We start from the raw sequence: 24,464 nt of genomic DNA, 5'->3' as shown, positions 1-24,464 counted from the left end.
GTCTGCAGTCGGTTTCCTTGTATCGCAGCTATCTAGATTTGACTATCCCTTATCAAGCATTAAAAAACACGCTAAAGTTATCGGCTTTAGCGTGTTTTTTGTGTCTGAATGCTTTTAGCTACATCTGTCGTTTTATGAGATAAAAACCCAACGCCGCACTACCGATAATCGGTAACAACACCATTAATAAAGGTGAAAAGCCAGTCGCCAATGAGACAAAGCCCACTAAATCCTGAACGTAACTAAACAGCAAACCAAAGAGTAAAGCCACCACAATACGCAAGCCTAAGCTATGGGTGCGCAGTGAGCCAAATACAAAGGAGCAAGCGACAATCACCAGTGACAAGATGGACAAAGGTGACAGCAGCTTCTGCCAAAATGATAGCTCATGATCTAAGGAACGTTTGCCTTGCTGCTGCATAAATTGTCGATGTTTATAGAGCTGAGTGAGCGATAAGTCTTCTGCTTCACGTGTCAGTAAATAAACAGATTCGGGTGCAAAGGGCAGACTTAAAGTATTCAATGGGGCTCTAGACTGACTGCTCTCGAAGCCTTGATTAATAGTCAGCTCAGTCATATTGTTCAGCTGCCACTCATAACGATATTGCTCGCTCGGTTCGGTACTGGCAGTAGGCGCTGGTATACGTCCACTATAACGTCCGCCCTCAGCATGAGTAGCTGTTTGCAAATTGCCATCATTATCCAAATGCCAACGCTTGACCTCTCCGATGTTGCCTTGTACATCCGCATAATCAATATACAAAATATCACTACCATCAGGCTGTGCGTCACCATCATTATTACTGGCAAAGCGTGGCTGCATCGTCCAATAGCCGCGTACAGAAGTGACCAGCGAACTACTGTCTTCGTTATTAATCTCTTTTGCCAATTGATTCGAATGCGGCAGTACGAACTGATTGATAGCCAGTGCGAGTATGACAAAAATCAAAGCCGGTTGCAGTACCCAACCGACGATACGATAAATACTGACACCAGCGGCGCGCATGACCACCAGCTCACTCTTACTGGCTAGTAACCCTAAACCTACCACGGCACCAAGTAGCGCACCAGTCGGCATGAATTGCTCTAAGAAATAGGGTGAGCGGTAAAAAATATATCTGAGCGCATCAGACATAGTGTAGCTATCGGTCAGATCCTCAAGCTCAGACAAGTAGGTAAATAGGACTTGTAACGCCCATAGCCCAACTACTGCGGCAATAATCGCGAGAAGTGCATTGGTTTTGACATAACGTCCCAGCACTTTTAAGTTAGAAGACGGGCTTTGAGAGACTTGAGCTTTAGATAACAAGGAGCGCATTATAGTTGCCCTCCATTAGAGTCTTTTCTTAAATTATCGACAGAGCCTAATGACTTATCTTCTAAACGCACACGCAATCGATGCTGGAATCGGCTACCCCAGTTCATATAAAGCGCCAATGCCATAAACCCTAATACCAACCATGCATATGCCCATACGCTCACACTGCCTTTACCCACGGCATTCTTCAAAGATATGATACCTAGTGCACAGCTGACAAATAATAAAATAGAGGGGAACAGGCGTAACCAGCGACCTTGACGCGGACGTACTTGCGCAAGTGGCACTGCCAACATAGGAGCGATAATCATCAGCCAAGGTAAGGCAAAGCGATAGCCAAGCTCACCTTGTGCCGCACGTAATGCGTTAACACTACCAACTTGCGCACCACCAGTTGCCGCTTGCCATAACTGCCCAATTTTTTGGGTTTCGATATTATTCTCAGTCACTATCTCTTTAGAGGATTCGGTCAAAGTAATACGGTAACGATCAAAGCCTACTTGATTATATTTAAGACTTCCTGCGCCCACTTCATAGCGACGACCTTGAAATAAATCTAGCTGCGTCACACCGTTACTTGCACTGTCTACTTGCTCAGCGCGCTTAGCCAAAGTAATGGTATCTTTGCTAATAGACTGATTACTATTCTTCATAGTATCAATCAACTCTTTGGGTAACTCAGGGCTGTTTACAGTATTTGCCGTATTTATATCTGGGGCAGATAGGTTTTTAGTAGAGCTGCCTTTTTTGATAGGCTCAGACTGGATGAGTACCACATCTTGCAGCTGCTTTTTATCGTCGCTGAGACTGCCTACATACAGATGATAATTACCACTACTGATAAACTCATTAGGTCGAATCAAATCAAAAGCGCTGGTTAATGCTTGCTGCTGCCAAACAGTCTCAGATGAGCGCACGCCCCACGGTTTGCCGACAATCGATAGTGCCGCCTCACCCACAAACAACGCCAAGATTAATGGCGTCATCAATCGGGCAAGCTTACCACGTGAGACCCCACTGGCATTAATAACCGCCATCTCTTGATCGACATACAAGCGTCCGAACACCAGCATTAATGCAATAAAAAATGCCAGTGGTAGAATAAGCTCTAAGAAATACGGCAAGTTATAACCAATAATGATGAATAACAGGCTGACATCTAAGTTGCCTTCAGCGGCAATTCCAAAGTAACGAATCAGGCGTCCACCGAGCATCATCACCACCAAAAACCCCAATACTAAAGCGGTAGTGGAGGCAACCTGACGGGTCATGTAGCGGCGTAATATCACAATAGGTACTCTTAAACAGTTGGTATTCGCGCGATTTGGCGCGTGCTTATTGACAAATTTCAGCGTGGTATCTAGATATTGTAGGCGTAGCGCTTTTCATACGAATACTTAAATAGTTGTAAACGTAACTAAGTCACTTATTAGCTATACCGTATAAAAATTAGCGATTAAGATAACCGCTAATGCTAGCATGTTTTGGCAAAAAATAGCGGTGAAATGTGTTTGAAAACATTACCTAACCCTTGCTAGTTACGTATTTGTACGTTTTTTTGTGAGTTGACAGACGATATGATAAAGAAACAATAAAGCTTAACAACAGCTGAGGATAAGCGAGTTTAATAATATGAAGTCTTTGGTTTATTTAATTTAGAAAGGTTTGTTTGTCATTCGTATCACTCACCGAATATTGCCAGTATTAATTGCTAAACTCGTTAGCTGTCAGCACTTATTAATATCAATGTTCAGAACTTACTACCCAGAAATTGCCAATAGTCAGAATTCATACTTATAACGCACAATGGAGAATAAAATGTCTAATCCTTCTACCCTACTTGAGTTAGCTGGTGGTGAATTTGATAAGCTCGATTGGTCAAATTGCGCTGTCGTCTTTATTGATTATCAAAACGAATACGTGAACGGTGTTATGCCGCTAGGTCAATTAGGTAGCAAGGCGATTGCAAACGCAAGCCTGCTGCTTGATAAAGCCCGTAAAGAAGATATCCCTATCTTTCATATCGCTCATCATGGTGCAGATAATGGCAATGTCTTTGATCCATTATCCTCTAACGTCGCTATTGTTGACGATCTAAAACCGATGGATGGCGAAAAAACTATCACCAAGAAGCACCCTAATGCTTTTTACAACACTGACCTTAAAGAACTTATCTCATCTACTCAAAAACAGCAGATTATTTTTGCAGGTTTTATGAGTCATATGTGTGTCAGCTCAAGTGTAAGGGCTGCTTTTGATTTAGGCTTTCAGAATTTCGTCTGCCATGATGCTTGTGCCACTCGTGACCTTCCTAGTGACAAAAGAGAGACGATAAGTGCTGACATCATGCATGATACTGCTATGGCAGCTTTGCAAGATAGATTTGCAGCCTTAGTCTCGACTGATGAACTGGTCAATGCTTAATCGCCAATAAGTTGATCGCTCATAGATGACAAGTTAAGTAAAATAGCGCAGAAAATTGTATGAAAACATTACCTAATCCCTGCCATCTGCGCACTGAGTAGCTGATATGCTACACTATAAAGATAGCTAAACATGCTAACCAAATTAACTCTATGCAGCCATGGTAAGAACGCTTTTATCACTCTAGGTGCAGGATTCACCAATCTCGAATGAGTGATAAATAAGCTATGCGTGACATTTTTTTATTTTAAAAATTTGATGTGAAATATTTGCATTAATTGTAGACTTAATCACCAATATTACTTGCATCATTTGTTTACGATTCTAGTTTTACCACTCTAATAAGGATAACTATATGAATATTAAATTATCTCAGCACCTGCCCAAAACTCATACACAAAAGATTCTAAAAAAAGAAGCGAAGAGTAAAGACGAAGCTTGCCTAGTGGTCTTGGTTGATGACAAGAAAAACATTCTTGCTGCATCAGCGTTAACTGATTATACCGCACGTATCGAGCAGTTGATTGAAGTCTCACACTTTAACGGTAAAGCCTGTGAAACGGTTGCTGATTATGCCTTAGCAGGTGACAAAAAAACCACCAAGCAAAATCCTGTCCAAGTGTTATTAGTCGGTGTAGGTAACGTTGATAAACTTAATGAAAACGTACTACAGAAAATCGCTAAGACCATCTATACCAGTACTCAAAAGCGTGTAGCATCTATTACTGTCGCGTTGGGTGATGCCTTAGATGAGAATCAATTCAGTCAATTCGCTCTTAATCTGTTAGCGGCGACTTATCGTTTTGATAAATATAAGTCTGAGCAGACTACGCCAGTACTTAACGATATCTATCTAGTAGCTGACGAGTCATTACAGCCTGCGCTAGAATTCGCAAAATCCGTGTTTGCTGGTCAAAGCTTAACTCGTGACGTGGCTAATGAGCCAGGTAATATCTGTTTCCCAGCGTATATGGCAGAACAAGCCGAAGCCCTTGCAAAAACGTATCCTGACTTGTTAAAAGTGACGGTACTAGGTGAAGACGAGATGTCAGCATTGGGTATGAACTGCTTCTTAGCGGTAGCACAAGGCTCTACTAAAGAAGGCAAGCTCGTGCTTATGGAGTATCGCGGTAAATCTAACTTCAGTGCGAATGTGGGCTCTACCAAAGAAACGACTAGCAGTGCGAAAGTTTCTGGTGGTCTAAAAGCATTGGCTGATAAATTACCGACCAAAACTTCTAACAAGAAATCTGCTAAAAATGCAGTGACAAGTAGTGATAATAATGCACAAGCTGTCAACGACGATGCTCCTATCGTATTAGTCGGTAAAGGCGTAACCTTTGATTCAGGTGGTATCTCAATTAAGCCAGGTGCGGCAATGGATGAGATGAAGTTTGACATGGGCGGCTCAGCAGCAGTACTGGGGACGATTAAAGCTCTATGTGAAGCGCGTCTGCCGATTAACGTCGTTGGTGCTTTAGCTTGCGCAGAAAACATGCCATCAGGTGATGCAACCCGCCCTGGCGATATCGTTAAAGCCATGAATGGCAAGTCAGTTGAAATCTTAAATACCGATGCTGAAGGCCGTTTAGTGTTAGCAGATACTTTATGCTACGTACAACGCTATCAGCCAACAGCCATCATCGATGTAGCAACATTGACTGGTGCTTGCGTGGTTGCTTTAGGTCATGTGCGCTCAGCAGTCTTTAGTAATGATGAAGACGTATTATTCGACTTAGAAAATGCTAGTAACTTATCGGGTGATCTCATTTGGCATATGCCGATGGATGACGAATATCAAGCGCAGCTCGATTCGCCAATCGCTGATATGCAAAATATCGGTGGTAAAGGTGCAGGGGCAGTAACTGCCGCATGCTTCTTATCGCGCTTCGTTGAAGAAGGTCAAGCATGGGCGCATTTAGACATTGCTGGCACGGCGTGGAACTCAGGCAAAGATAAAGCGGCAACTGGTCGCCCTGTGCCGTTATTTATGCAATACTTAAAAAACAGCGCAAATATGGCCTAATCGATTTATGAAAATCAGTTTTTATGTTTTAAGTGAGAGTAAAGCCCAAGATTTCTTGGGCTTTATTTGTCAGTTGACTCAAACGGCGCTCAATAAAAGTACTCAGTCGATACTGATTCTTATTAAAGATGACGCGTTGCTATCAACGCTTGATGAGGCGCTATGGGCACAAGATGCTGCCAGCTTTATACCGCATCAACGCCTATCCAATGTTGATACTAAAGGTGCTGATACTGATGTTGCTACTAGCAACCCTTTAGCACCGGTATTGCTTGGTGCTTATATGCCAGCAGATTTTAATGGTATCGTACTCAATACTACGATACATCCGGTCAATGATTTCATGGCAGCGACCAGCAATGCTAAACCTTCTCGCGTCCTTGAGCTAATAAAACCTGACGCCATCAGCGTTCAAGAAGGTCGTCACAAATACAAGATCTACCAACAATTAGGCTATGAGCTTACTCACTTTAAAGTGTAGTTGGCTCATTTCTCTTATGAAGCTATGATGCTTCGACTGTTATTATCTATGCAACCTTCCTCACCTATTAGACCTTATAGATAGGCCAGTTTTTTACAAACTAGTTATTGCCTATACTCGCCTGCGAATTTTATTTTATTCATTACACTTTTTCTTTTTTCATCTTCTTCTTATCTCTCTTTATCACTTTGATATCTACCCACCTCTAGTATGACTGGTATGCGAATATCTGAAAAAATGCTACCATCCGTCGATTAGTTTTTTACTTCCATTATTAACTTACTTTTTACTGACTAACTAAAGGGTGTATAGATGCGTTCATTGACTGCGATGTACCAGCGTATAGGGCTGGTGCCGCTCATTATTATTGGTTTAATATTAGGAGTATTAATTGGTTGGTTGGCACCAAATATTGGGATTGCATTAGGATTATTAGGTACGTTATTTGTGGGTGCGCTAAAAGCAGTTGCCCCGATATTGGTATTTATTTTGGTCATGGCAGCGATTAGTCAACATCGCAGTGGTAATGAAGTCTACGTTAAACCCGTACTTATCATGTATATGTTTGGCACATTTTTGGCGGCATTGACGGCAGTGGGCGCCAGCTTTTTATTCCCGACCGAATTGGTTTTAGTAAATGCTACCATCGAGCAAGTCCCACCTGCTAACCTCAAAGAAGTATTAACCAATCTTCTTATGAATCTAGTCGCAAACCCTGTTAATGCTATTGCGGAAGCCAACTATATCGGTATCTTAGCATGGGCAATTATCATTGGCTTTGCCCTGCGTCAAGCCAGCGATACTGCTCGTACCGTTGTCGGCGATTTTGCTGATGCCATCTCTCAAGTCGTGAAGTGGGTTATTGCCCTAGCGCCTTTTGGTATCTTAGGCTTGGTTGCCAATACCGTCGCCGAGACAGGTTTTGCTTCTTTAGCAGGTTATGCGCGTATTTTGATGGTGCTGGTCGGTTGTATGCTGTTTATCGCTCTAGTGGCCAACCCTATCATCGTCCTCATTAAGACTGGCAAAAATCCTTATCCACTAGTGTTTACTTGCCTGCGCGAGTCAGGGATTACGGCATTCTTTACGCGTAGTTCGGCGGCCAACATTCCCGTCAACATGAACCTTGCCCGTAAACTAGGTCTGCACGAAGATACTTATTCAGTAACTATTCCACTGGGTGCGACTATTAATATGGCAGGCGCGGCGATTACAATTAACGTTTTAACGCTTGCTGCTGCGCATACTTTAGGTATCGAAGTAACGTTTGCGTCAGCGCTGCTACTAAGCCTAGTTGCAACCGTTAGTGCTTGCGGTGCATCTGGTGTCGCTGGTGGTTCTTTATTATTGATTCCATTGGCTGCGAGCCTATTTAGTATTCCAAATGACATTGCAATGCAAGTGGTTGCGATTGGCTTTATCATTGGTGTCATTCAAGACTCTGCAGAAACAGCACTAAACTCTTCAACTGACGTACTATTTACCGCAGCAGCTGATCCTAAATATTCACGTTAATTGATAGATATTCAGATTTATAAATTAAGCTTCACAAACAGAAAAGGGCCCAATTCATCATTGAGGCCCTTTTTGTATGTCTACTTTTTACTATCAAACTAACTATTTTAAATGTTCAATATCTACTTCAATGATTGGTGCTTGCCCTTCTAACTGACGTTTTAATTGACGTAATTGTTCGACTTCATCTAGCAGCTCAAGTATCAAACCAATCGCCGGCACACTGGCTTCAAAGTCACGACTCAGACGTGAGGCGCGGCGCACGGTCGTGAGCTGGTAACCTGTGAATTGCTGGCGCTCTGGTACATCATATTCAATGATATTTTCTTCAATCAACGCCAGTACCCATTGATGGTCTTGACCACAGGCAGACACTAGCTCATCTAAGCTCAATACAATATCGTTTAATTCGGGCGAGTTTTTCATAATTATCATCCTCGTTATCTCTTTATTTTCATCGTCTTCAATTGAGCATCCTATCTCTCTATCAACGGCTGATTGAGGTGCCGGCAAACGCTTGCTTTAATTGCTCATAAGCTTGGGTTGCAGCCTCGCTACTGATATCAGGGTTGACGATATTTAAGGTTAAATATAAATCACCCGCTTGCTTAGCAGGAATTCCTTTACCCTTTAGACGTAAACTGCTACCAGATTTGCTGTTTTTAGGAACCGTCACGCCAAGTGTACCTGCTGGCGTACTGACGTTGATTTTGTCTCCCAATGCCGCTTCCCATGGCGCTATATTGACTGTTTGATAAACGTCCGCGCCTTCGATACGAATGTTAGCTGCGTGATTGATTTTGACCTTCAAGAATAAATCACCATTTTTGCCATTACCGCCACCAGCAGCACCTTGCCCTGCTAAGCGAATTTGCTTGCCATCAGTGATGCCTTTAGGAATCTTAATCTTAAGGGTTTTATTCTCATAATCTACACTGCCATTGGGCTGACGGACAGGGACATTTAACTTAATACTATAATCGTCTCCGCTATAGACCGAGGTTAAATCCACAGTAATCTCTGCATGTTGGTCTTGACCCTTGCTATCTTGCGACCCAAAACCACCACCAAATTGATCAAAGCCACTACTTTGAGAGCGGCTACCTGTCTGTCCACCAGCTGAGCCACGTGCCCCACGTCCAAATGCCGAAAATATATCATCGAAGCGAAAACCGCCACCACCGAAGGCTTCGCCCTCTCCGAACTGATCTTTCATATCTTCCCAGCGGAAACCACCCTGCCCACCGCCAGCTGATTGACCACCGAAGCCGCCAGCACTACCTCGTCCAGCGAATGGATTATTTAGCATCGCGTCATACTCGCTACGCTTGTCCTTGTCCCTAAGCGTCTCGTAAGCATTGTTAATCTCAGCAATCTTATTGTCAGCATCTGGATCGTCACTGACATCTGGATGAAATTGTCGAACGAGCTTACGATACTTTTTCTTGATATCAGCGTCTGAGGCGTCTTTTTTGACCCCTAAAATGTCATAGTAGTTTTTCTCTGCCATGTTGTTTTTCCTTATCGTATTTTTTGCTAACAATCCAGTTAATAGATAATATGGGGATACTGAGTCAGTATTTCATTTTTTCGCCTGCGGCCATAGCTAACAAAGTCTTACCAGTAATGATACCAAGCGACACTAGCATTTGTATTATCTGAATCACTTAAAACATCATTATTAGCGTGTGTCACTATATTAGCGTGCGTCACTATGATTCTGGCATCATTGTTCTTTGACAACTGTTGGCGTAGTGTCAGTTTGGTGAGGGCAATGGATGCACGTCCCTCTCGTTTAGAAGCGATATAAGACAACTCAGCACTTTGTTTGTAATAATAAGTAAGAATATAGCAAGGTTTTTTTACATTATGTTAGCTATTTCTAATTAGGTTTTTATGACGTTAATTATGCTATATCGATAGTTCTGGTCTTTATATATTACCTATTTACATTGTATTATTATCTTTCCAGTATTTTGTTGACTTCTTTATGAGAATCAATCTTTATAAGGCTACTTTCAATACTTATATCATCATTTTTTTAACTGAAAAATATCTTTTTCTTCTTAAAAAACAGGTATTTGACCTCATGAGTTTTTTACACAGCAGTAATAATATGACAAGCTCACTCTTGTAAAATCTCCCTATTATTCATACTCATAGGGAGTATAAATAACGTAGGCAAAAATATCTGTCTATCTTATAAACTGCATAAAGGTATTAAATGTCTTATTTAATCAAGTCTTTAGTTGTCACATTATCACTATTACTTACTACCACAGTCTTTGCTGGCAACACCAGTTATTATGGTAATAAGTTTCATGGTAAACGTACCGCTAGTGGAAGCATCTTTAATATGAATGCTATGACTGCCGCGCATAAAACGCTGCCTTTTGGTACGAAGGTAGAAGTGACCAACAAAAAGACAAAGCAGAGCGTAATAGTAAAAATCACGGATAGAGGACCTTTTACGAAAGGACGAATCCTTGATTTGTCTAAAGGCGCTGCTGGTAAAATAAACTGTCAACTTTGTACGACCACTATGAAGATACTATCTTATGGTGATGGCAAATACCGTAGACAATAATGTAATAAAAAGGGAGAGCTAATGCTCTCCCTTTTTTTATGTCTGCTATTTTAAGTAAATAATAGCTTTAAGTGCACAACCGCATCGCACTTATTAGAGCTGTCTAGTCAAAACTGGCTTCCATCTCTTCTAGCGTCGTCATCGACAGCAATAACTTTTCTTCATTATCGCTATGCTGCTGCTGTAGCGCAGTCTGCTCATTCAGTAAAACAAGCAAATCAGACTTGCGACTTTCTTCATAAAGGGTGGTGTCAGCAAGCTTTTCTTCGAGCATAACTAGCTGTCCATCAATCTTAGCTAATGCTTTTTCTGTATTTTCAATCTCACGGCGAATCGGTGCCGTTAGCTTGCGTTGCTCAGCTGCCATCTTGCGCTGCGCATCTTTACTAAGCGCAGGCTGAACCGCTTTAGTGTTTGCTGGCGCAGTAGATGTTTTATTGTTTACTTGGCTCGTTGCTCGACTGTCGTTCGTTTCACGTGAAACAAACTTCTTATTGGCTTTTTTGTTCTTTTTCTTACTACTGCCTTTATCTGACGAATTTTCTTGTTTGCGTTTTTCTGCTAACCACTTACCATAATCACTAATATCACCATCGAATTCATCGATTTGACCATCATGGACCAGATATAACTCATCACAGACGTTAGCAATCAACTCGCGATCATGCGAGACCAGTACCACTGCCCCTTCAAAGCCTTGCAAGGCAATGGTCAATGCTTGGCGCATTTGTAAGTCTAAATGGTTGGTTGGCTCATCAAGTACCAGGACGTTCGGACGTTGCCAGACAATCAAAGCCAGTGTCAGACGGGCGCGCTCGCCACCTGAAAATAGCTCACTGATGGTATCGATACGGTCGCCACGGAAATCAAAGCTACCTAAAAACGAGCGCAGCATCGCATCGGACGTTTTACCTGCTAAACGACGTAACATCTCGATTGGGGTTGCCTTAGGGTCAAGGATATCCATTTGATGCTGATTAAAGTAGCCAAGTTTCAGCGTATCTGAAACGTTATAACTGCCTTTTAATACACCCAGCTCACCGACCAAGGCTTTAACCAAAGTCGATTTACCCGCGCCATTCATGCCTAATAGTCCGATACGCGTATCAGGGGTCACTTGCACATTGGCATTATAAAGTAGTGGCGTATCGCTATAACCAATATCGGCATCGGTTAGCTCAATCAATGGCGAGCTCATATTCGCTGGCTCGTAAAAGCGGAACGAAAATGGATTATCCGCCATCATCGGTGATAGTTCTGCCATACGCTCAAGCTGCTTGATACGGCTCTGTGCTTGCTTGGCTTTACTGGCCTTAGCACGGAAGCGACGAATAAAGTCATCCAAATGTGCTTTGGTTGCTTCTTGCTTCTCAAACGCTTGTTGCTGCTGCGCCATACGCTCATGACGGGTACGGATAAACTGCTGATAGTTACCCGTATAAAGGGTGATTTTTTGCTGCTCAACGTGCAAGATATGACCGACAGTATTGTCCAAGAAGGTTTGATCATGTGAGATAACGATGACCAGACCGGTAAAGGCATTAATCCAAGTCTCAAGCCACAGAATGGCATCCAAGTCCAAATGGTTGGTTGGCTCATCGAGTAGCATTAAGTCTGCACGGCTCATCAAGGTTTTGGCGAGGTTTAAACGCATACGCCAACCACCCGAAAACCCTTCTACGGGTAGCTCGTGTTGGCTCGTATTAAAGCCCAGACCCGCCATGATTTGCGCCGCTTTGGTCGGCGTACGATAGCCATCAATTTCATCAAACTGCTGATGCAACACTCCAATCTGCTCATCACTGACACTGCTCAAATCGTTTAAAGCAGCGTTAATCTCATACCACTGCTCGTCACCACTTAATACATAATCAATCGCCGTTTGTGCACTCGCGCCCACTTCCTGCGCCATATGCGCCACATGCCAGCTATCAGGAATGTTCACTTCGCCCCTATCAAGGGTAACCTCGGTATCGCCAGTGCCCATCCGCGTCAGTAATAAGGCAAACAAGGTCGATTTACCAGTGCCGTTGTTGCCCGTCAAGCCAACTTTGTGGCCCGGATGTAGCTGAAAGCTTGCCCCTGCAAACAATTCACGACCATCACGGCGAACACCAACGTCTTTAAATTCGATCATATAATTTCTTCATCTCAACAGTAATATAAAATATAAGGCAATAATAAACACACATCTGGTATGTTAACTGGCGGCTATTATTTCAAACGCTTGCCCCATAGGCAAACGATTAAATAACTATTTTAAAACCAAGCATTTATTATAAGAAGGAACTTGAGGTTTGATTAGCAATTATAGGCATAATAAATGCTTAGCTTTGACTAGTTAAATGTCATTATAGTTGATTCAATTTAAAAGAGGGTCAAGGCAACCGAATGCAGATGTATAGGTGATACTGCAAACGAGGTTAACACCGTCACTCTTTTATAGTGGATTGACTATATAGAGTCACTCTTGACAAACTAATCGTTACCCCCATTATGATATACTGCTATAAGATAAGTACCGGCCTTTAACTAAATAGTTATGATGGCACAAATACTATATTTATAATGCTCCATTAGTCACACCGATAGCATCGCTATAATCACAGCACCCAATCGAATCAAACGCCGTGCGTATCTTTATTTGCAACTATTTAACTGCAAACCCAAACAGGACGACGACAGCATTTGATCCTAGCAACTGAGGTAGATATGAACGAATCAGCCAACCAATTTAGCCCAAGCTCAAGCCAACCAGTAGACCCAACCATATTAAGTTTAACTGATAGCGCAGCACAAAAAGTACGTCGCCTACGTGAAGAAGAAGGTGATAGCGACCTTATGTTACGTGTCTATGTAACTGGTGGCGGCTGTTCAGGTTTCTCTTATGGTTTTAACTTTGCCAATGACTTAAATGAAGACGATGCCAACTTTGATAACGGTGATGTGACTTTAGTTGTAGATTCGCTTAGTTATCAGTACTTACAAGGCTCTACTGTTGATTATACCGAAGGGTTAGAGGGCGCGCGCTTTATCGTGACCAATCCAAATGCGACTACTACCTGTGGTTGCGGTTCGTCATTTTCTATTTGACCTAAGCGTTATGTAGTTAATATTTTAAATTTCTGTAGCGTGACTAACTATTAATAGATCAAAATAGTTAGCAATATATATTAGTTTACATTTGTACACTAACAATACAGCTTTATACCGATGAGATACTTAGACATACGCTTAGTCGCCTTCTCATTGAATTACTGTGGAGATGTGCTCAAATGGTGATGTAGCATTGTTAATGAATAATAATATTTACAATCTATCTACACCATTTGTTCAAAACATATTTATCAAAATACAGTAGCGTGTGCAGTCATTTGTCTGTTATATATTTTGTAATGACGTTAGGTGGTCATCATCTACCGACATCGCAAAAGACCACAATTGACTGTCATCACTTTGCTCGTTACTGATTATTATTTTCTCACAGCTAAGGAAAAGCAGTATGGCTAAGTTATCACTTGATACACTAAATGAAATTGATGGTTTTATCGCAGCAGCACTAGTTGATAGCGAGTCTGGTCTAGCGCTTGCAACTCTAGGTACAGGAATTAATCTTGAGATTGCCGCCGCTGGTAACACTGAAGTTTTACGCTCTAAACGTAACGTTGCTGAGGCGTTGGGTTTAAACGAAAACATTGAAGATATTCTAATTACCCTTAGTAGTCAGTATCATTTGCTACGTCCACTAGTGCGCAATAGTGACTTGTTCTTATACCTTGTACTTGATCGTCGAAAGTCTAACCTTGCTATGGCACGCCATAACTTAAAGAGTTTTGAGACTGAGCTTGAGTTTTCATAAGTTTATTTAGAATGAGCAGGCAGCTTTTAGTCTATATTTAGATAGAAAGCGAACGCCAAAAGCATCTATCTATCAGGTAGATGCTTTTTGCATTGTAAGGATTAATTCATACTAGGCATTGACAAGTGTGGCTGCCAGACAGTAACAAATAACAGGTGAAAAGACGACCGTCTGCAAACTGATAATTTATCCTATTACTCTAAACTACGAGATATAAAACGTTAAGCCAGCCTTGAACAAAAGCCACTGAATTTGTAATTGTGCTTGGTTTTTAATGGCGCTATGGGCTAAACTGACTTATCTCTGTACACTGAATATTCGCAAGCACTAGCCCTTAGTACTGGCTGTGTTTTGGTATAAAATAATGAATAACAATAGATGACATATTATGAGTGATTTTGCCAAATTTCAAGTTCCAAGCTGGATGAGCAGTCAGCATTTAATTGGAATGCTCCGTGGTATCGAAAAAGAAGGTCTGCGAATCAAAACTGATGGTTATTTGACCCAAACACCACATCCAGAAAAGCTTGGGTCAAAGCTGACACATCCTTTTATTACTACAGATTATTCAGAAAGCCTACTTGAGCTCATCACTGATCCCAAAGATACACCCAAAGACACGCTCTCAATGTTGCGCCAATTACATGTGCTAGTTTATCAAGCATTGGCTAAAGACGAGCTAATGTGGCCATTATCTATGCCATGCATGCTCTCGTCTGATGATGAAGATATTCCTTTGGCAGATTATGGTAGCTCTAACACTGGCCAACTTAAAACGTTATATCGTAGTGGTCTTGGTGTGCGTTATGGTCGCCGTATGCAGACCATTGCTGGCTTGCATTATAACTTGTCATTCGGTGATGGACTATTTGAAAACTGGCAGGCACAAACGCCCGAAGCAAGTAATCAAACGCTGACAGAGTTCAAAAACGATAAATATCTAGGCCTGATCCGTAATTTTAAACGCCTAACCAGCATTGTTCTTTATCTGCTAGGTGCAAGTCCAAATGTTTGTCCTTGTTTTTTGGCAGGACGTGAGCATGACTTGATTCTACAAAATAATTCAACTTACTATAAGCCTACCGCAACCAGCTTACGTATGGGCAAACTTGGCTATACCAATAGTGTGCAAGAGCATCTCGATATTCGCTACAATGATTTACCTGAATACATTTCGGGGCTGCGCCGTGCCATCCAAACACCGCATGAGAGCTTCAAAAAATTGGGCTTAAACGATGCTGATGGCAATCCAATTCAGATTAATGATCATATTCTACAAATAGAAAATGAATATTATAGTCCTATTCGTCCAAAACAAATCGCTAACCGTGGTGAGACACCGACTGAGGCTTTAGAGCGTCGTGGTATCGCTTATGTTGAATTCCGCGCGATTGATCTTGACCCTTATAGCGATGTCGGTATTCGCCTGTCTAGTGCTTGCTTCTTAGAAATCATGGCATTATATTGTCTGCTTAACGAGTCACCTGATTTAATGCCTGATGAAGAAGATGAGCTAGCAATTAACATTGAACGCGTGGTCAACGAAGGTCGCCGTGACAACCTCCATATCGTCAATGATGGTGTAGAAGTACCATTAGAAAGCTGGATGCTTGAGCATTTAAACAACATGTTACCGTTAGCAGCCCTCTTTGATGCTCATTATGGTGGCAACGACTATCGTGCCGCATTAGCGCTTATGCAAGGCAAAGCTGGTCACTCTGAATCGACTATCTCAGCTCAGGTCAACGCTGATAGTGAGCGTTTGGGTAGCATGTGGCAGCTAGGCTTCACTTTAGCACAGCAGCATCGTGACTCTTTACTGCAGCAAACTCTAAGTCCTAACGCACAAGCTAAATATGAAGTACTTGCCGAAAAATCAGTGTTACAACAAGCTGAAATCGAAGAAGCTGAGACTGAAGACTTTATGGAGTTTTTACAGCAGTACCGCTAGCAAATGGCTAACGACTGTTGATATTTAACCTTTATAGATAAACCATTCCATAAGAGTACGTACCTGATGCAAAGACTGACCAATTATCGTAGTTTACAAGTGTTGTTGGTTATTATGACCGTGCTCGGCATGAGTTATGCAATATTCTTTTTACAGCGTTATATGGGATTAATGCCTTGTCCACTATGTATATTTCAGCGTATCGGATTAATGGTAATGGGCGGATTCGCCTTAATCGCTGCGTTAGTGAACCCCAAGTCAATCGCTCTTAAAATATTACTGTGGGTTGGTAGTTTGGCGGGCATTGGCTGGGCAACAGTCGTGGCGGCGCGTCATGTTTGGCTTCAGCATTTACCTGCTGATCAAGTACCTTCATGTGGCCCAGGCTTAGACTATTGGCTCGATACTTTACCTATTTTACAAGTGTTTAAAGAAGTCTTTGCAGGCTCTGGAGAATGTGCCTCCGTTTCTTGGCGGTTTTTGGGCCTTAGCATTCCTGAGCAGTCATTGATATTCTTTAGTGTATTGCTCCTGATACATGGACTAATATTTTGGCGTATTTTGCGTCCTGTTTTAACCAATCGTTAATAATGCTAGATAAAATTTATAAATACTTAAATAGTTGCCCGCAACGACGCACTGTTTATGACATGCGTTTTATTATAATTTTGCTTATATCTTTTGACCTATAATCTTCTAACTTATTAGCAGTTATTTATTTTAAGTAGCTGCTAAATATCTCTCATTTACACCTCTGTTATATCTTAAACTTTATATACCACCTTTGTATCATCTATTCTCTTTTTGAGCTAAAACCTATCTTTTGTTAGGTCTAATTTATATCAATTATTTGATTAAAAATCACTCTCATCTAAACTTACTCGTCTATAACAAAAACTCTACATAAGAGCAATGATCGTTTGTTATGGTGTGCACCGTTCATCCTCTTTATATAGCCGTTCATTCTTTGTATCTAATTATTATTAATTAAGTTTTCTCTAAAAGTAGTATTTACTTTGGATAAGTGGTTGGTTAATTGGTATTAAGATGCAAAGAATGATAAATGTAAGTATTGAAAGGCGTTGACGTTTTTACAACGTTCTCCTTCTGTATTAACGCTACTATTAGTATGGATATTTGTTAATGCTTTATAAGCCCTATTTTTGTTTACAAGACGCTTGCTTGTTTTTGGTATAATGATGAAATACTTCGCACCTACTATCCCTGCTAAAACCTCTCCTATCAAGCGCTTTGGTAGTCTGTTATTGACGCTGACTTTTAGTATTATTCTGATTAGTTGTGACAGTCAATCAACCACGACGTCTGTTGCTCATAATCCAACTATGAAGCAATCGTTGACTGATAGTAAAGTGCATAATAACCAATATGATTCTGCACAGATGAATGATGATAGCCTTGCTGTAGCAGACGATGTCGCTAGTGAAGGTGAGTCGTTGATTGCAGCAGCCAAGCCTGATGATAACTTACAGACCCGCCGCGCGCCGATGATTTCAGACCTCAGCGCAGGTAGTGAGTTACAGGCAACGCTAATCGGTGATTATGTGGGAATTTTGCCCTGCCCTTTTTGTGACAGTGTTTCAGTTACGCTAAACTTGTTTGCTGATGGTTCAGTACTAAAGACCAGCATTTATGAGAATCCAAAGACACCTAAAGTACCACTCGTTGAGTCGGGTGTTTATCGTCAAGACAATACAATGATTACCATTGTCTATCAGAACGAAAGTATTGAAAGTTATACTATCCAAGACAATCATCTTGTAATGATGAATGATGACAATACCTTAAATGCTGACCTTACCTTATCGCGTAAATAACCAATAATGTATGATATAAGCCCAATTTTATTTTTATAAATGCATGAGAAATAACTTCTATTAAAGTCCTTTAAGTATATTGTTTACGCCTACCTTGTTAGGCGTTTTTTATTGGTTATCTATTAGTGTTTACTTTACAATGAGCGCTGATAGCGTAAATAAGAATGTTGGTAGCCGTTAAACATTTGCTACTTTCTATTCACTAACCTTTTCGTTCTCGTCTGTATTACTTCATTCAACTTCTTATTTATCATAGCGTGGAACATCTATGCACATTCATATTCTTGGTATTTGTGGCACTTTTATGGGCTCGTTAGCCTTATTAGCGCGAGAGCTTGGACATAAGGTCACAGGCTCAGATGCTAGTGTTTATCCTCCTATGTCCACTCAGCTTGAAAGCGCTGGTGTCATAATTCAAGAAGGTTATCTTGTGCAGCATTTGCAACCAACGCCTGATTTGGTAGTGGTGGGCAACGCCATGAAGCGCGGTATGGATGTCATTGAGTATATGCTTAATCAAGGTATGAGATATACCTCAGGGCCGCAGTTCCTCTCTGAAGAGGTTTTGCAGTCGCGTCATGTATTAGCAGTGGCCGGTACTCATGGCAAGACAACGACGACGACTATGTTGGCATGGATATTACACTACGCTGATATTGATACTGGGTTTTTGATTGGCGGTGTGCCATTAGTGGATACTAAGGATGAGCGTTTGCAAAGCGTGTTTGCACATAGCAGTTATTTAGGTGCAGACGTTACACGTAACGAAAAACCAAACTCTACAACGAATGACGGCACAACATCATCAACATCGGGTTATTTTGTGATAGAAGCTGATGAGTATGATTCTGCATTTTTCGATAAACGCTCAAAGTTCGTCCATTATCGTCCGCGCACTGCTATTTTAAACAATCTTGAGTTCGATCATGCTGATATTTTTGCTGACCTAAACGCTATTCAGACTCAGTTCCATCATATGGTGCGCATGATTCCAAGCACTGGCAAAATCATTATGCCAACAGCAACTACTAGTTTAGAAGACACGCTAGCTAAAGGGGTATGGACTCCTGTTTGGCGTACCGCAGTGACAGACGAGAAGTTGACGAACAGACAAGAGGCTGATACAGAAAGTATGAAGCACGAGGCGACTACTTGCGACTGGCAAGCCGCATTGATTACAGAGGATGGTAGTCAGTTCAAAGTAAGCTTTAAGGCAGACCCATCAGCGACTGCCATCGTCGATTGGACCATGAGCGGCATGCACAATGTCAATAACGCTCTGGTTGCAGTAGCAGCAGCTTACAATGTTGGGGTAGATATCACTACCGCATGTGCTGCCCTGTCAGATTTTGCCGGTATCAAGCGTCGAATGGAGCTAATCGGTGATATTAATAACATCTTAGTCTTCGATGATTTTGCTCATCATCCTACTGCGATTATGACCACTTTAGATGGTGCCAAAAAGAAGCTGGCTGGCAGACGTTTATGGGCGATTATTGAGCCACGTAGCAATACTATGAAAATGGGCATCCATCAAGATAGTCTAGCCCAATCAGCGGTACTAGCAGATCATACACTTTGGTATGATCCAGCTGGTCTTGAGTGGGGATTGAAAGAAGTCATTGATCGTGTTGAGCATAATGGCAAACAGCAAGTTGTATGCAGTGTAGAAGCTATTATTGATCATATTACGACGCACGCACGAGCAGGCGATGCAGTCATTATTATGTCTAATGGTGGCTTTGAAGGTATTCATGAACGCTTATTGACAGCACTACGCGAATTGACCGACCAAACTTAAAGTGTATCATTTCTTATCTACTATTCGCGTAGATTATTGATGCCGTGCACATAACTTGTTAAATAAAATAGCGCTACTCTTTTCATAAGGGATAGCGCTATTTTATGCTTAGTGCCTAACGTCAACTCAGAGCTGTACATTTTCTAACCAGGAGTAAAATACTGAATAACGTCTCTTCATTATCACTCTGATTACCTTTGTAACCTTTCATTTACCAATTTCTTCTGCAAGATAGCAATTTGTCGTTTTTCCTCACATAGCCCCTACACTGGTAACACTTTATGCTTACTTTTCACCACTATGAGTGTTTACAATATTGCTATCAACATTAGAAAGACCTTAAGAGAAACATCTTAAGCAATAATATTAATAGAAAGATTTTATCAATTGTAATAAATTAGGAGAATAACAATGAGCTTTATTTGGATGATTATTGTAGGTTTGGTCGCAGGTTTATTGGCGCGCGCTATTAAGCCTGGTAATGACCCTATGGGCTGGATTATGACTATCGTATTAGGTATCGTTGGTGCGATGCTTGGTGGTTTTGTCGCTAGTCTCATCGGTATTAACGCCGATGGTGGATTCACTGGTCTATTATTCTCAGTAATTGGTGCAATTATATTATTGTTCCTATATGAGATGATTATGAACAAACGCCGCATATAGTCATTTTATATATCTCGAGAAAGAAGACTTTACATCATGTAAGGTCTTTTTTTATTTTTAGTCTTGGTGCGATATATTTCTTGGAAGTGTCCTAGATAAGCAAAATGTGACACCGTAGTCTACGAATTTGCACGGTTATGCATTGATTATTGTTACTTTTGCCCTCATTTAACTTATAATAAACCGCCCATTCTACCCGCTATTATCGAGGTGCTCCGTCATGGCATTACTCCCTATTTTAAGCTATCCTGATCCGCGCTTGCGTACGATTGCTAAGCCAGTCAAAGAAGTTAACGATGAGATTAAAACCTTAATCACTGACATGATCGAGACCATGTACGATGCGGACGGAATTGGGTTGGCAGCTTCACAAGTTGACCAGCATATTCAGCTGATTGTTATGGACTTGTCTGAAAATAAAGACACCCCTATGGTGTTTATTAATCCAAAAGTAACACCGCTGGTAGAAGAAAAACAGCCGTATGAAGAAGGCTGTCTGTCTGTTCCTGATGTCTACGACAAAGTTGAGCGTCCTAATAAAGTACGTATCGAAGCAATGGATCAAGATGGTCAAGCCATCGATAGAGAAGTTGAAGGTCTATTGGCTGTCTGTATTCAACATGAGATGGATCATCTTAACGGTGTTATCTTTGTAGATTATTTATCAAAATTAAAACAGACTCGCGCACGTGATAAAGTTCGTAAAGTACTCAAAATACGTGAAAAGCAAGGCGAGAAACAAGCGGATAAAGAGACACAGCCAACCAACGCTTAATTTTTTATTTTTTACGTTACTTTTATTCACAGGCTATTTAGCGTTTATAGTCTAGGTAATCTATTGTTTCTATTAAGGGCTTCTTATCATGACCATGATTAAAATTGACCAATATTTTGACTCTACTGGCTGGAAAAAGTTCACTAAAGCTGCTGAAGGTCGTGAGACACCCTTATTAGTAGTTGATTTAAGTCGTATCAAAACTAAATATGCTGAAATGGCTGACTTATTTCCTACTGCTAAGATTCATTATGCAATGAAAGCCAGTCCTGCTGTGGAAGTGATTAACTTATTGGCTGAGCTTGGCTCAAACTTCGATTGTGCCTCAGTCTACGAGCTCGATCGTGTCCTTGACTGCGGTGTCGATGCGTCGCGTATCTCTTACGGTAATACGATCAAAAAAGCTGAACACGTCAAATATGCTTATGATAAAGGCGTACAGCTTTATGCTACTGATTCAGAAGCTGACTTAAAGAACATCGCCCAGCAGGCGCCAGGCTCTAAAGTGTTTGTGCGTATCTTGGTACAAGGTTCAGATACTGCTGAATGGCCATTATCACGTAAGTTCGGTTGCCATCCTAATATGGCGATTGATTTATTGATTCAGGCGCGTGATTTGGGCTTAGTACCCTATGGCATCTCCTTCCATGTAGGTAGCCAGCAAAAAGACGTAGCCGCGTGGGATGATGCACTTGCCAAAGTCAAATATATGTTTGACTGGATGAAAAACGAAGAAGGCATTAAGCTGCAAATGATTAATTTAGGTGGCGGGTTTCCGGCCAACTACATCAGTGAAGTGAATCCGGTACAGGTTTATGCTGAAGAGATTAATAGCTATCTAAACGATGATTATAGCGTTGAAGATATGCCTGAGATTATTCTTGAGCCTGGGCGCTCGTTGGTTGGTGGTTCAGGCGTCCTAGTCAGTGATGTGGTATTGATTTCACGTAAGTCAGATACTGATCTGACCCGCTGGGTGTACACCGATGTGGGCTTGTTTCAAGGTTTGATAGAAACCTTAGGTGAAGCGATTAAATATCCAGTCTATACACCGAAAATGGAAACCTCGACCCGTGAAGGAACAGTAGTGCTGGCCGGTCCAACGTGTGATTCGACCGATATCATGTATGAAGAAGCAGGTTATCAATTGCCAGAAGAGTTAGAAATCGGTGATAAAATCTACTGGCTAACCACTGGTGCTTATACCAACTCTTACTCATCTATCGAGTTTAATGGCTTTCCACCTTTAGAAGTGGTCTATATTGATTAAAGCTTATGTTGATTACATCTTGTGTTAGCTAGCGACATAAATTAGCAGATAAGTAAGTTATAAAGTAAAAGCGCGGTGCTGTTGTTAGCAGCACCGCGCTTTTTTGTGTCATTTGAAAATTAAAACAAATTACTGTATTAAAAGCGAAATAGGCGCACTGGTGCTGCTGATATTCCTACGATTGCTGCCATAACTTGAGCTTTGATTTTGAGTGTCTTGCGTAATTTGTCCGATGTCAACCCATTGTCCACGTGGCACAATAATAGTGCTGTTGAGACCTTGACGTTTAACAGCGTTACTTCCGTTATAGATGTTCTGGTTCTGATTATGAAAGCTTTGATTATTAGAGTTATTAGCAATTACCAGTTTCTCTTCAGTTTGAGACAGATTAACTTCTACTTGGCCATTTGGTAATAATTTTGGAGTGACTTGAATGCCTTGAGTGGTTGGTAACAACATTTGTTGCTGAATAACAATCTGCCCCGCTGGGCGATTGTAGGTAGGATAAATATTCGCCTGATAACTTTGCGTTAGCGAATAGAGCGTGCCTGTACTGATGCTTGCCGCGCTACCTGACAGTGTCTGTACTTGATACATACTATTATTCTGCTGCTGACTATCACGCTGATTAATGATTGCTGCACCTTGGATACTGCGGTTAGAAATAATAACCCGACCTTGCTGGATACTGCTTTGGCTAGTGGCATTGTTACCAACACGCACCGCAACCGTCAGTGCTTGCGGTTGACCATCAATCTGCGTTAGTAATTGTTGTACCGCTTGATAATTGGTAGCCGTCGTTCGTAATACCAATTTATCTTGATAGGTCGCAACCGTTCCACCATCAGGGCTGGTACCCAGTTGCTGGCGTACAGCAGGCAGTAACGCTTCACCGCCGTAAGTATGAATAACGTAGGTTTGATAAGGTGCTGCTTGCACTACTATTGGCAATATACCCAAACTTAGAGCAAGGATTATGTTGCGTGCGTAAAGAACAATATCATTGATAATGAACTTTAAATTATCGTTATTTATGCGCACATTCAGCTCCTTATTATCCGTAGCACCTATCTATCTGATTTATCCTATAACATTAATGATAGCTACTGATAACTAGTCATTTAAACCCAACACATCCTGCATATTATATTGCCCAGCTTTTTGCTGAATAATCCAAGTAGCCGCACGTACTGCTCCAGCGGCAAAGGTCATGCGCGCGCGTGCACGATGGGTAATTTCAACGACTTCACCATCCGCGATAAACATCACAGTATGATCACCGACTATTTCACCGCCGCGAATAGCATGAATGCCGATTGTGCCCGCTTCACGTGCACCCGTCTGGCCTTCACGACCATATACGACCACGTCTTTTAGATTCTGTCCGCGTGCTTCTGCGACTGCCTCTGCCATCATATAAGCCGTGCCCGACGGTGCGTCAATCTTATGCTTATGATGCGCTTCAATAATTTCAACATCCGCATCTGTGCCGAATGCTTTTGCTGCCATATTCAACAGCTTCAATGACAAGTTAACACCAGTAGAATAGTTACCAGCGTAAACAATAGCAGTATGCTTACTGGCTTCGGTCAGCACTTGCTCTTGCTGTGTGCTAAAGCCGGTAGTGCCAATGACCATCGCTACCTTATGCTCAGCACAAGTTTGCATGTTTTGTTCAGTGGCATCCGGTAAGCTAAAGTCGATTAGGACGTCTATGTCATCAATTACAGCAGTTAGGTCATCCACAATTTTTATATTTAAACGTCCTATAGCCGCTACTTCGCCCGCATCAGCACCAACTAGGCTTGAGCCTTGACGCTCAATAGCGGCGCTTAATGTCGTTTGCGGATTGTCCTGCACTGCTTCGATTAGCATACGCCCCATACGACCGCCAGCCCCGATAACACCGACATTGATAAGTTGTGTACTTACTTGTTTAGTCATATTTTTTCCTAA

Annotated in this window: 21 protein-coding genes; 14 read left to right on the top strand and 7 right to left on the bottom strand. The window is 41.6% G+C overall.

Features of this window, described 5'->3' with window-relative positions; genetic code table 11:
- Positions 1-118 precede the first annotated feature (118 nt).
- Positions 119-1,318 (bottom strand): LPS export ABC transporter permease LptG, encoded by a 1,200-nt coding sequence (lptG, locus tag AK823_RS00295; protein WP_068325348.1) that lies wholly within the window; start codon positions 1,316-1,318, stop codon positions 119-121.
- On the bottom strand, positions 1,318-2,589 hold the full coding sequence (lptF, locus tag AK823_RS00290; protein ID WP_068329999.1) for an LPS export ABC transporter permease LptF: 1,272 nt from the start codon (positions 2,587-2,589) through the stop codon (positions 1,318-1,320). The genes lptG and lptF overlap by 1 nt, the downstream gene beginning before the upstream one ends.
- Before the next feature lie 547 nt (positions 2,590-3,136).
- On the opposite strand from lptF, the gene AK823_RS00285 reads away from it, so the two are divergent.
- The 4 genes from AK823_RS00285 to sstT all read left to right on the top strand — a co-directional run bounded on the left by AK823_RS00285 (position 3,137) and on the right by sstT (position 7,764).
- Positions 3,137-3,742, top strand: a complete 606-nt coding sequence (locus AK823_RS00285; RefSeq protein ID WP_068325346.1) for a cysteine hydrolase family protein — start codon at positions 3,137-3,139, stop codon at positions 3,740-3,742.
- 355 nt (positions 3,743-4,097) lie between these two features.
- Complete coding sequence (locus AK823_RS00280) at positions 4,098-5,768, top strand: leucyl aminopeptidase (protein ID WP_068325344.1); 1,671 nt, start codon at positions 4,098-4,100, stop codon at positions 5,766-5,768.
- A 7-nt stretch (positions 5,769-5,775) separates the two neighbouring features.
- Positions 5,776-6,249, top strand: coding sequence for a DNA polymerase III subunit chi (locus tag AK823_RS00275; protein WP_068325342.1), 474 nt, complete (start codon positions 5,776-5,778; stop codon positions 6,247-6,249).
- 312 nt (positions 6,250-6,561) lie between these two features.
- A complete protein-coding gene (gene sstT / locus AK823_RS00270) occupies positions 6,562-7,764 on the top strand; it encodes a serine/threonine transporter SstT (protein ID WP_068033629.1) in 1,203 nt (400 codons plus the stop codon).
- 102 nt (positions 7,765-7,866) lie between these two features.
- Here the strand turns inward: sstT and AK823_RS00265 are convergent, their stop codons facing one another.
- The gene (locus AK823_RS00265; RefSeq protein WP_068325340.1) at positions 7,867-8,190 is read right to left on the bottom strand and encodes a chaperone modulator CbpM; all 324 of its coding nucleotides are present in this window, start codon (positions 8,188-8,190) and stop codon (positions 7,867-7,869) included.
- A 61-nt stretch (positions 8,191-8,251) separates the two neighbouring features.
- On the bottom strand, positions 8,252-9,274 hold the full coding sequence (locus tag AK823_RS00260; RefSeq protein ID WP_068325338.1) for a DnaJ C-terminal domain-containing protein: 1,023 nt from the start codon (positions 9,272-9,274) through the stop codon (positions 8,252-8,254).
- A gap of 714 nt (positions 9,275-9,988) precedes the next feature.
- Between AK823_RS00260 and AK823_RS00255 the strand changes: the two genes are divergently transcribed.
- Positions 9,989-10,351 (top strand): septal ring lytic transglycosylase RlpA family protein, encoded by a 363-nt coding sequence (locus AK823_RS00255; RefSeq protein ID WP_068033623.1) that lies wholly within the window; start codon positions 9,989-9,991, stop codon positions 10,349-10,351.
- A 103-nt stretch (positions 10,352-10,454) separates the two neighbouring features.
- On the opposite strand, the gene AK823_RS00250 is transcribed toward AK823_RS00255, so the two are convergent.
- Positions 10,455-12,488, bottom strand: a complete 2,034-nt coding sequence (locus AK823_RS00250) for an ATP-binding cassette domain-containing protein (RefSeq protein ID WP_068325336.1) — start codon at positions 12,486-12,488, stop codon at positions 10,455-10,457.
- A 575-nt stretch (positions 12,489-13,063) separates the two neighbouring features.
- Here AK823_RS00250 and erpA point away from each other — a divergent pair.
- The 9 genes from erpA to AK823_RS00205 all read left to right on the top strand — a co-directional run bounded on the left by erpA (position 13,064) and on the right by AK823_RS00205 (position 22,508).
- Positions 13,064-13,444 (top strand): iron-sulfur cluster insertion protein ErpA, encoded by a 381-nt coding sequence (gene erpA, locus AK823_RS00245; RefSeq protein WP_021813277.1) that lies wholly within the window; start codon positions 13,064-13,066, stop codon positions 13,442-13,444.
- Between the two features lie 409 nt (positions 13,445-13,853).
- The gene (locus AK823_RS00240; RefSeq protein ID WP_068325334.1) at positions 13,854-14,210 is read left to right on the top strand and encodes a hypothetical protein; all 357 of its coding nucleotides are present in this window, start codon (positions 13,854-13,856) and stop codon (positions 14,208-14,210) included.
- Between the two features lie 388 nt (positions 14,211-14,598).
- Positions 14,599-16,161 carry a glutamate--cysteine ligase gene (gene gshA, locus AK823_RS00235; protein WP_068325332.1) on the top strand — a complete coding sequence of 521 codons (1,563 nt, stop codon included), beginning with the start codon at positions 14,599-14,601 and terminating at the stop codon, positions 16,159-16,161.
- A 66-nt stretch (positions 16,162-16,227) separates the two neighbouring features.
- Entirely contained in the window at positions 16,228-16,749 is a 522-nt protein-coding gene (locus AK823_RS00230) for a disulfide bond formation protein B (protein WP_068325329.1), read from the top strand.
- 611 nt (positions 16,750-17,360) lie between these two features.
- Positions 17,361-17,996: a copper resistance protein NlpE N-terminal domain-containing protein gene (locus AK823_RS00225; protein ID WP_227514088.1), complete on the top strand. Its 636-nt coding sequence runs from the start codon at positions 17,361-17,363 to the stop codon at positions 17,994-17,996.
- A gap of 268 nt (positions 17,997-18,264) precedes the next feature.
- Complete coding sequence (gene mpl / locus AK823_RS00220; protein WP_068325327.1) at positions 18,265-19,797, top strand: UDP-N-acetylmuramate:L-alanyl-gamma-D-glutamyl-meso-diaminopimelate ligase; 1,533 nt, start codon at positions 18,265-18,267, stop codon at positions 19,795-19,797.
- Positions 19,798-20,208: 411 nt separating this feature from the next.
- On the top strand, positions 20,209-20,463 hold the full coding sequence (locus AK823_RS00215) for a GlsB/YeaQ/YmgE family stress response membrane protein (protein ID WP_068033613.1): 255 nt from the start codon (positions 20,209-20,211) through the stop codon (positions 20,461-20,463).
- A gap of 220 nt (positions 20,464-20,683) precedes the next feature.
- A complete protein-coding gene (gene def, locus AK823_RS00210) occupies positions 20,684-21,238 on the top strand; it encodes a peptide deformylase (protein WP_068033610.1) in 555 nt (184 codons plus the stop codon).
- A gap of 94 nt (positions 21,239-21,332) precedes the next feature.
- Complete coding sequence (locus AK823_RS00205; protein WP_068329996.1) at positions 21,333-22,508, top strand: type III PLP-dependent enzyme; 1,176 nt, start codon at positions 21,333-21,335, stop codon at positions 22,506-22,508.
- A 129-nt stretch (positions 22,509-22,637) separates the two neighbouring features.
- On the opposite strand, the gene AK823_RS00200 is transcribed toward AK823_RS00205, so the two are convergent.
- Together AK823_RS00200 and dapB are read right to left on the bottom strand one after the other, a co-directional pair.
- Positions 22,638-23,549 (bottom strand): type II and III secretion system protein, encoded by a 912-nt coding sequence (locus AK823_RS00200; RefSeq protein ID WP_228138880.1) that lies wholly within the window; start codon positions 23,547-23,549, stop codon positions 22,638-22,640.
- 72 nt (positions 23,550-23,621) lie between these two features.
- Positions 23,622-24,452 carry a 4-hydroxy-tetrahydrodipicolinate reductase gene (gene dapB, locus AK823_RS00195; protein ID WP_068033609.1) on the bottom strand — a complete coding sequence of 277 codons (831 nt, stop codon included), beginning with the start codon at positions 24,450-24,452 and terminating at the stop codon, positions 23,622-23,624.
- Positions 24,453-24,464: the final 12 nt, after the last annotated feature.

Source organism: Psychrobacter sp. P2G3 (assembly GCF_001593285.1).
In the GTDB taxonomy this organism is placed as follows: Bacteria; Pseudomonadota; Gammaproteobacteria; order Pseudomonadales; family Moraxellaceae; genus Psychrobacter.
The sequence above is the reverse complement of the archived record's forward strand: the minus strand, read 5'-3'. Positions and strand labels throughout refer to the sequence as shown.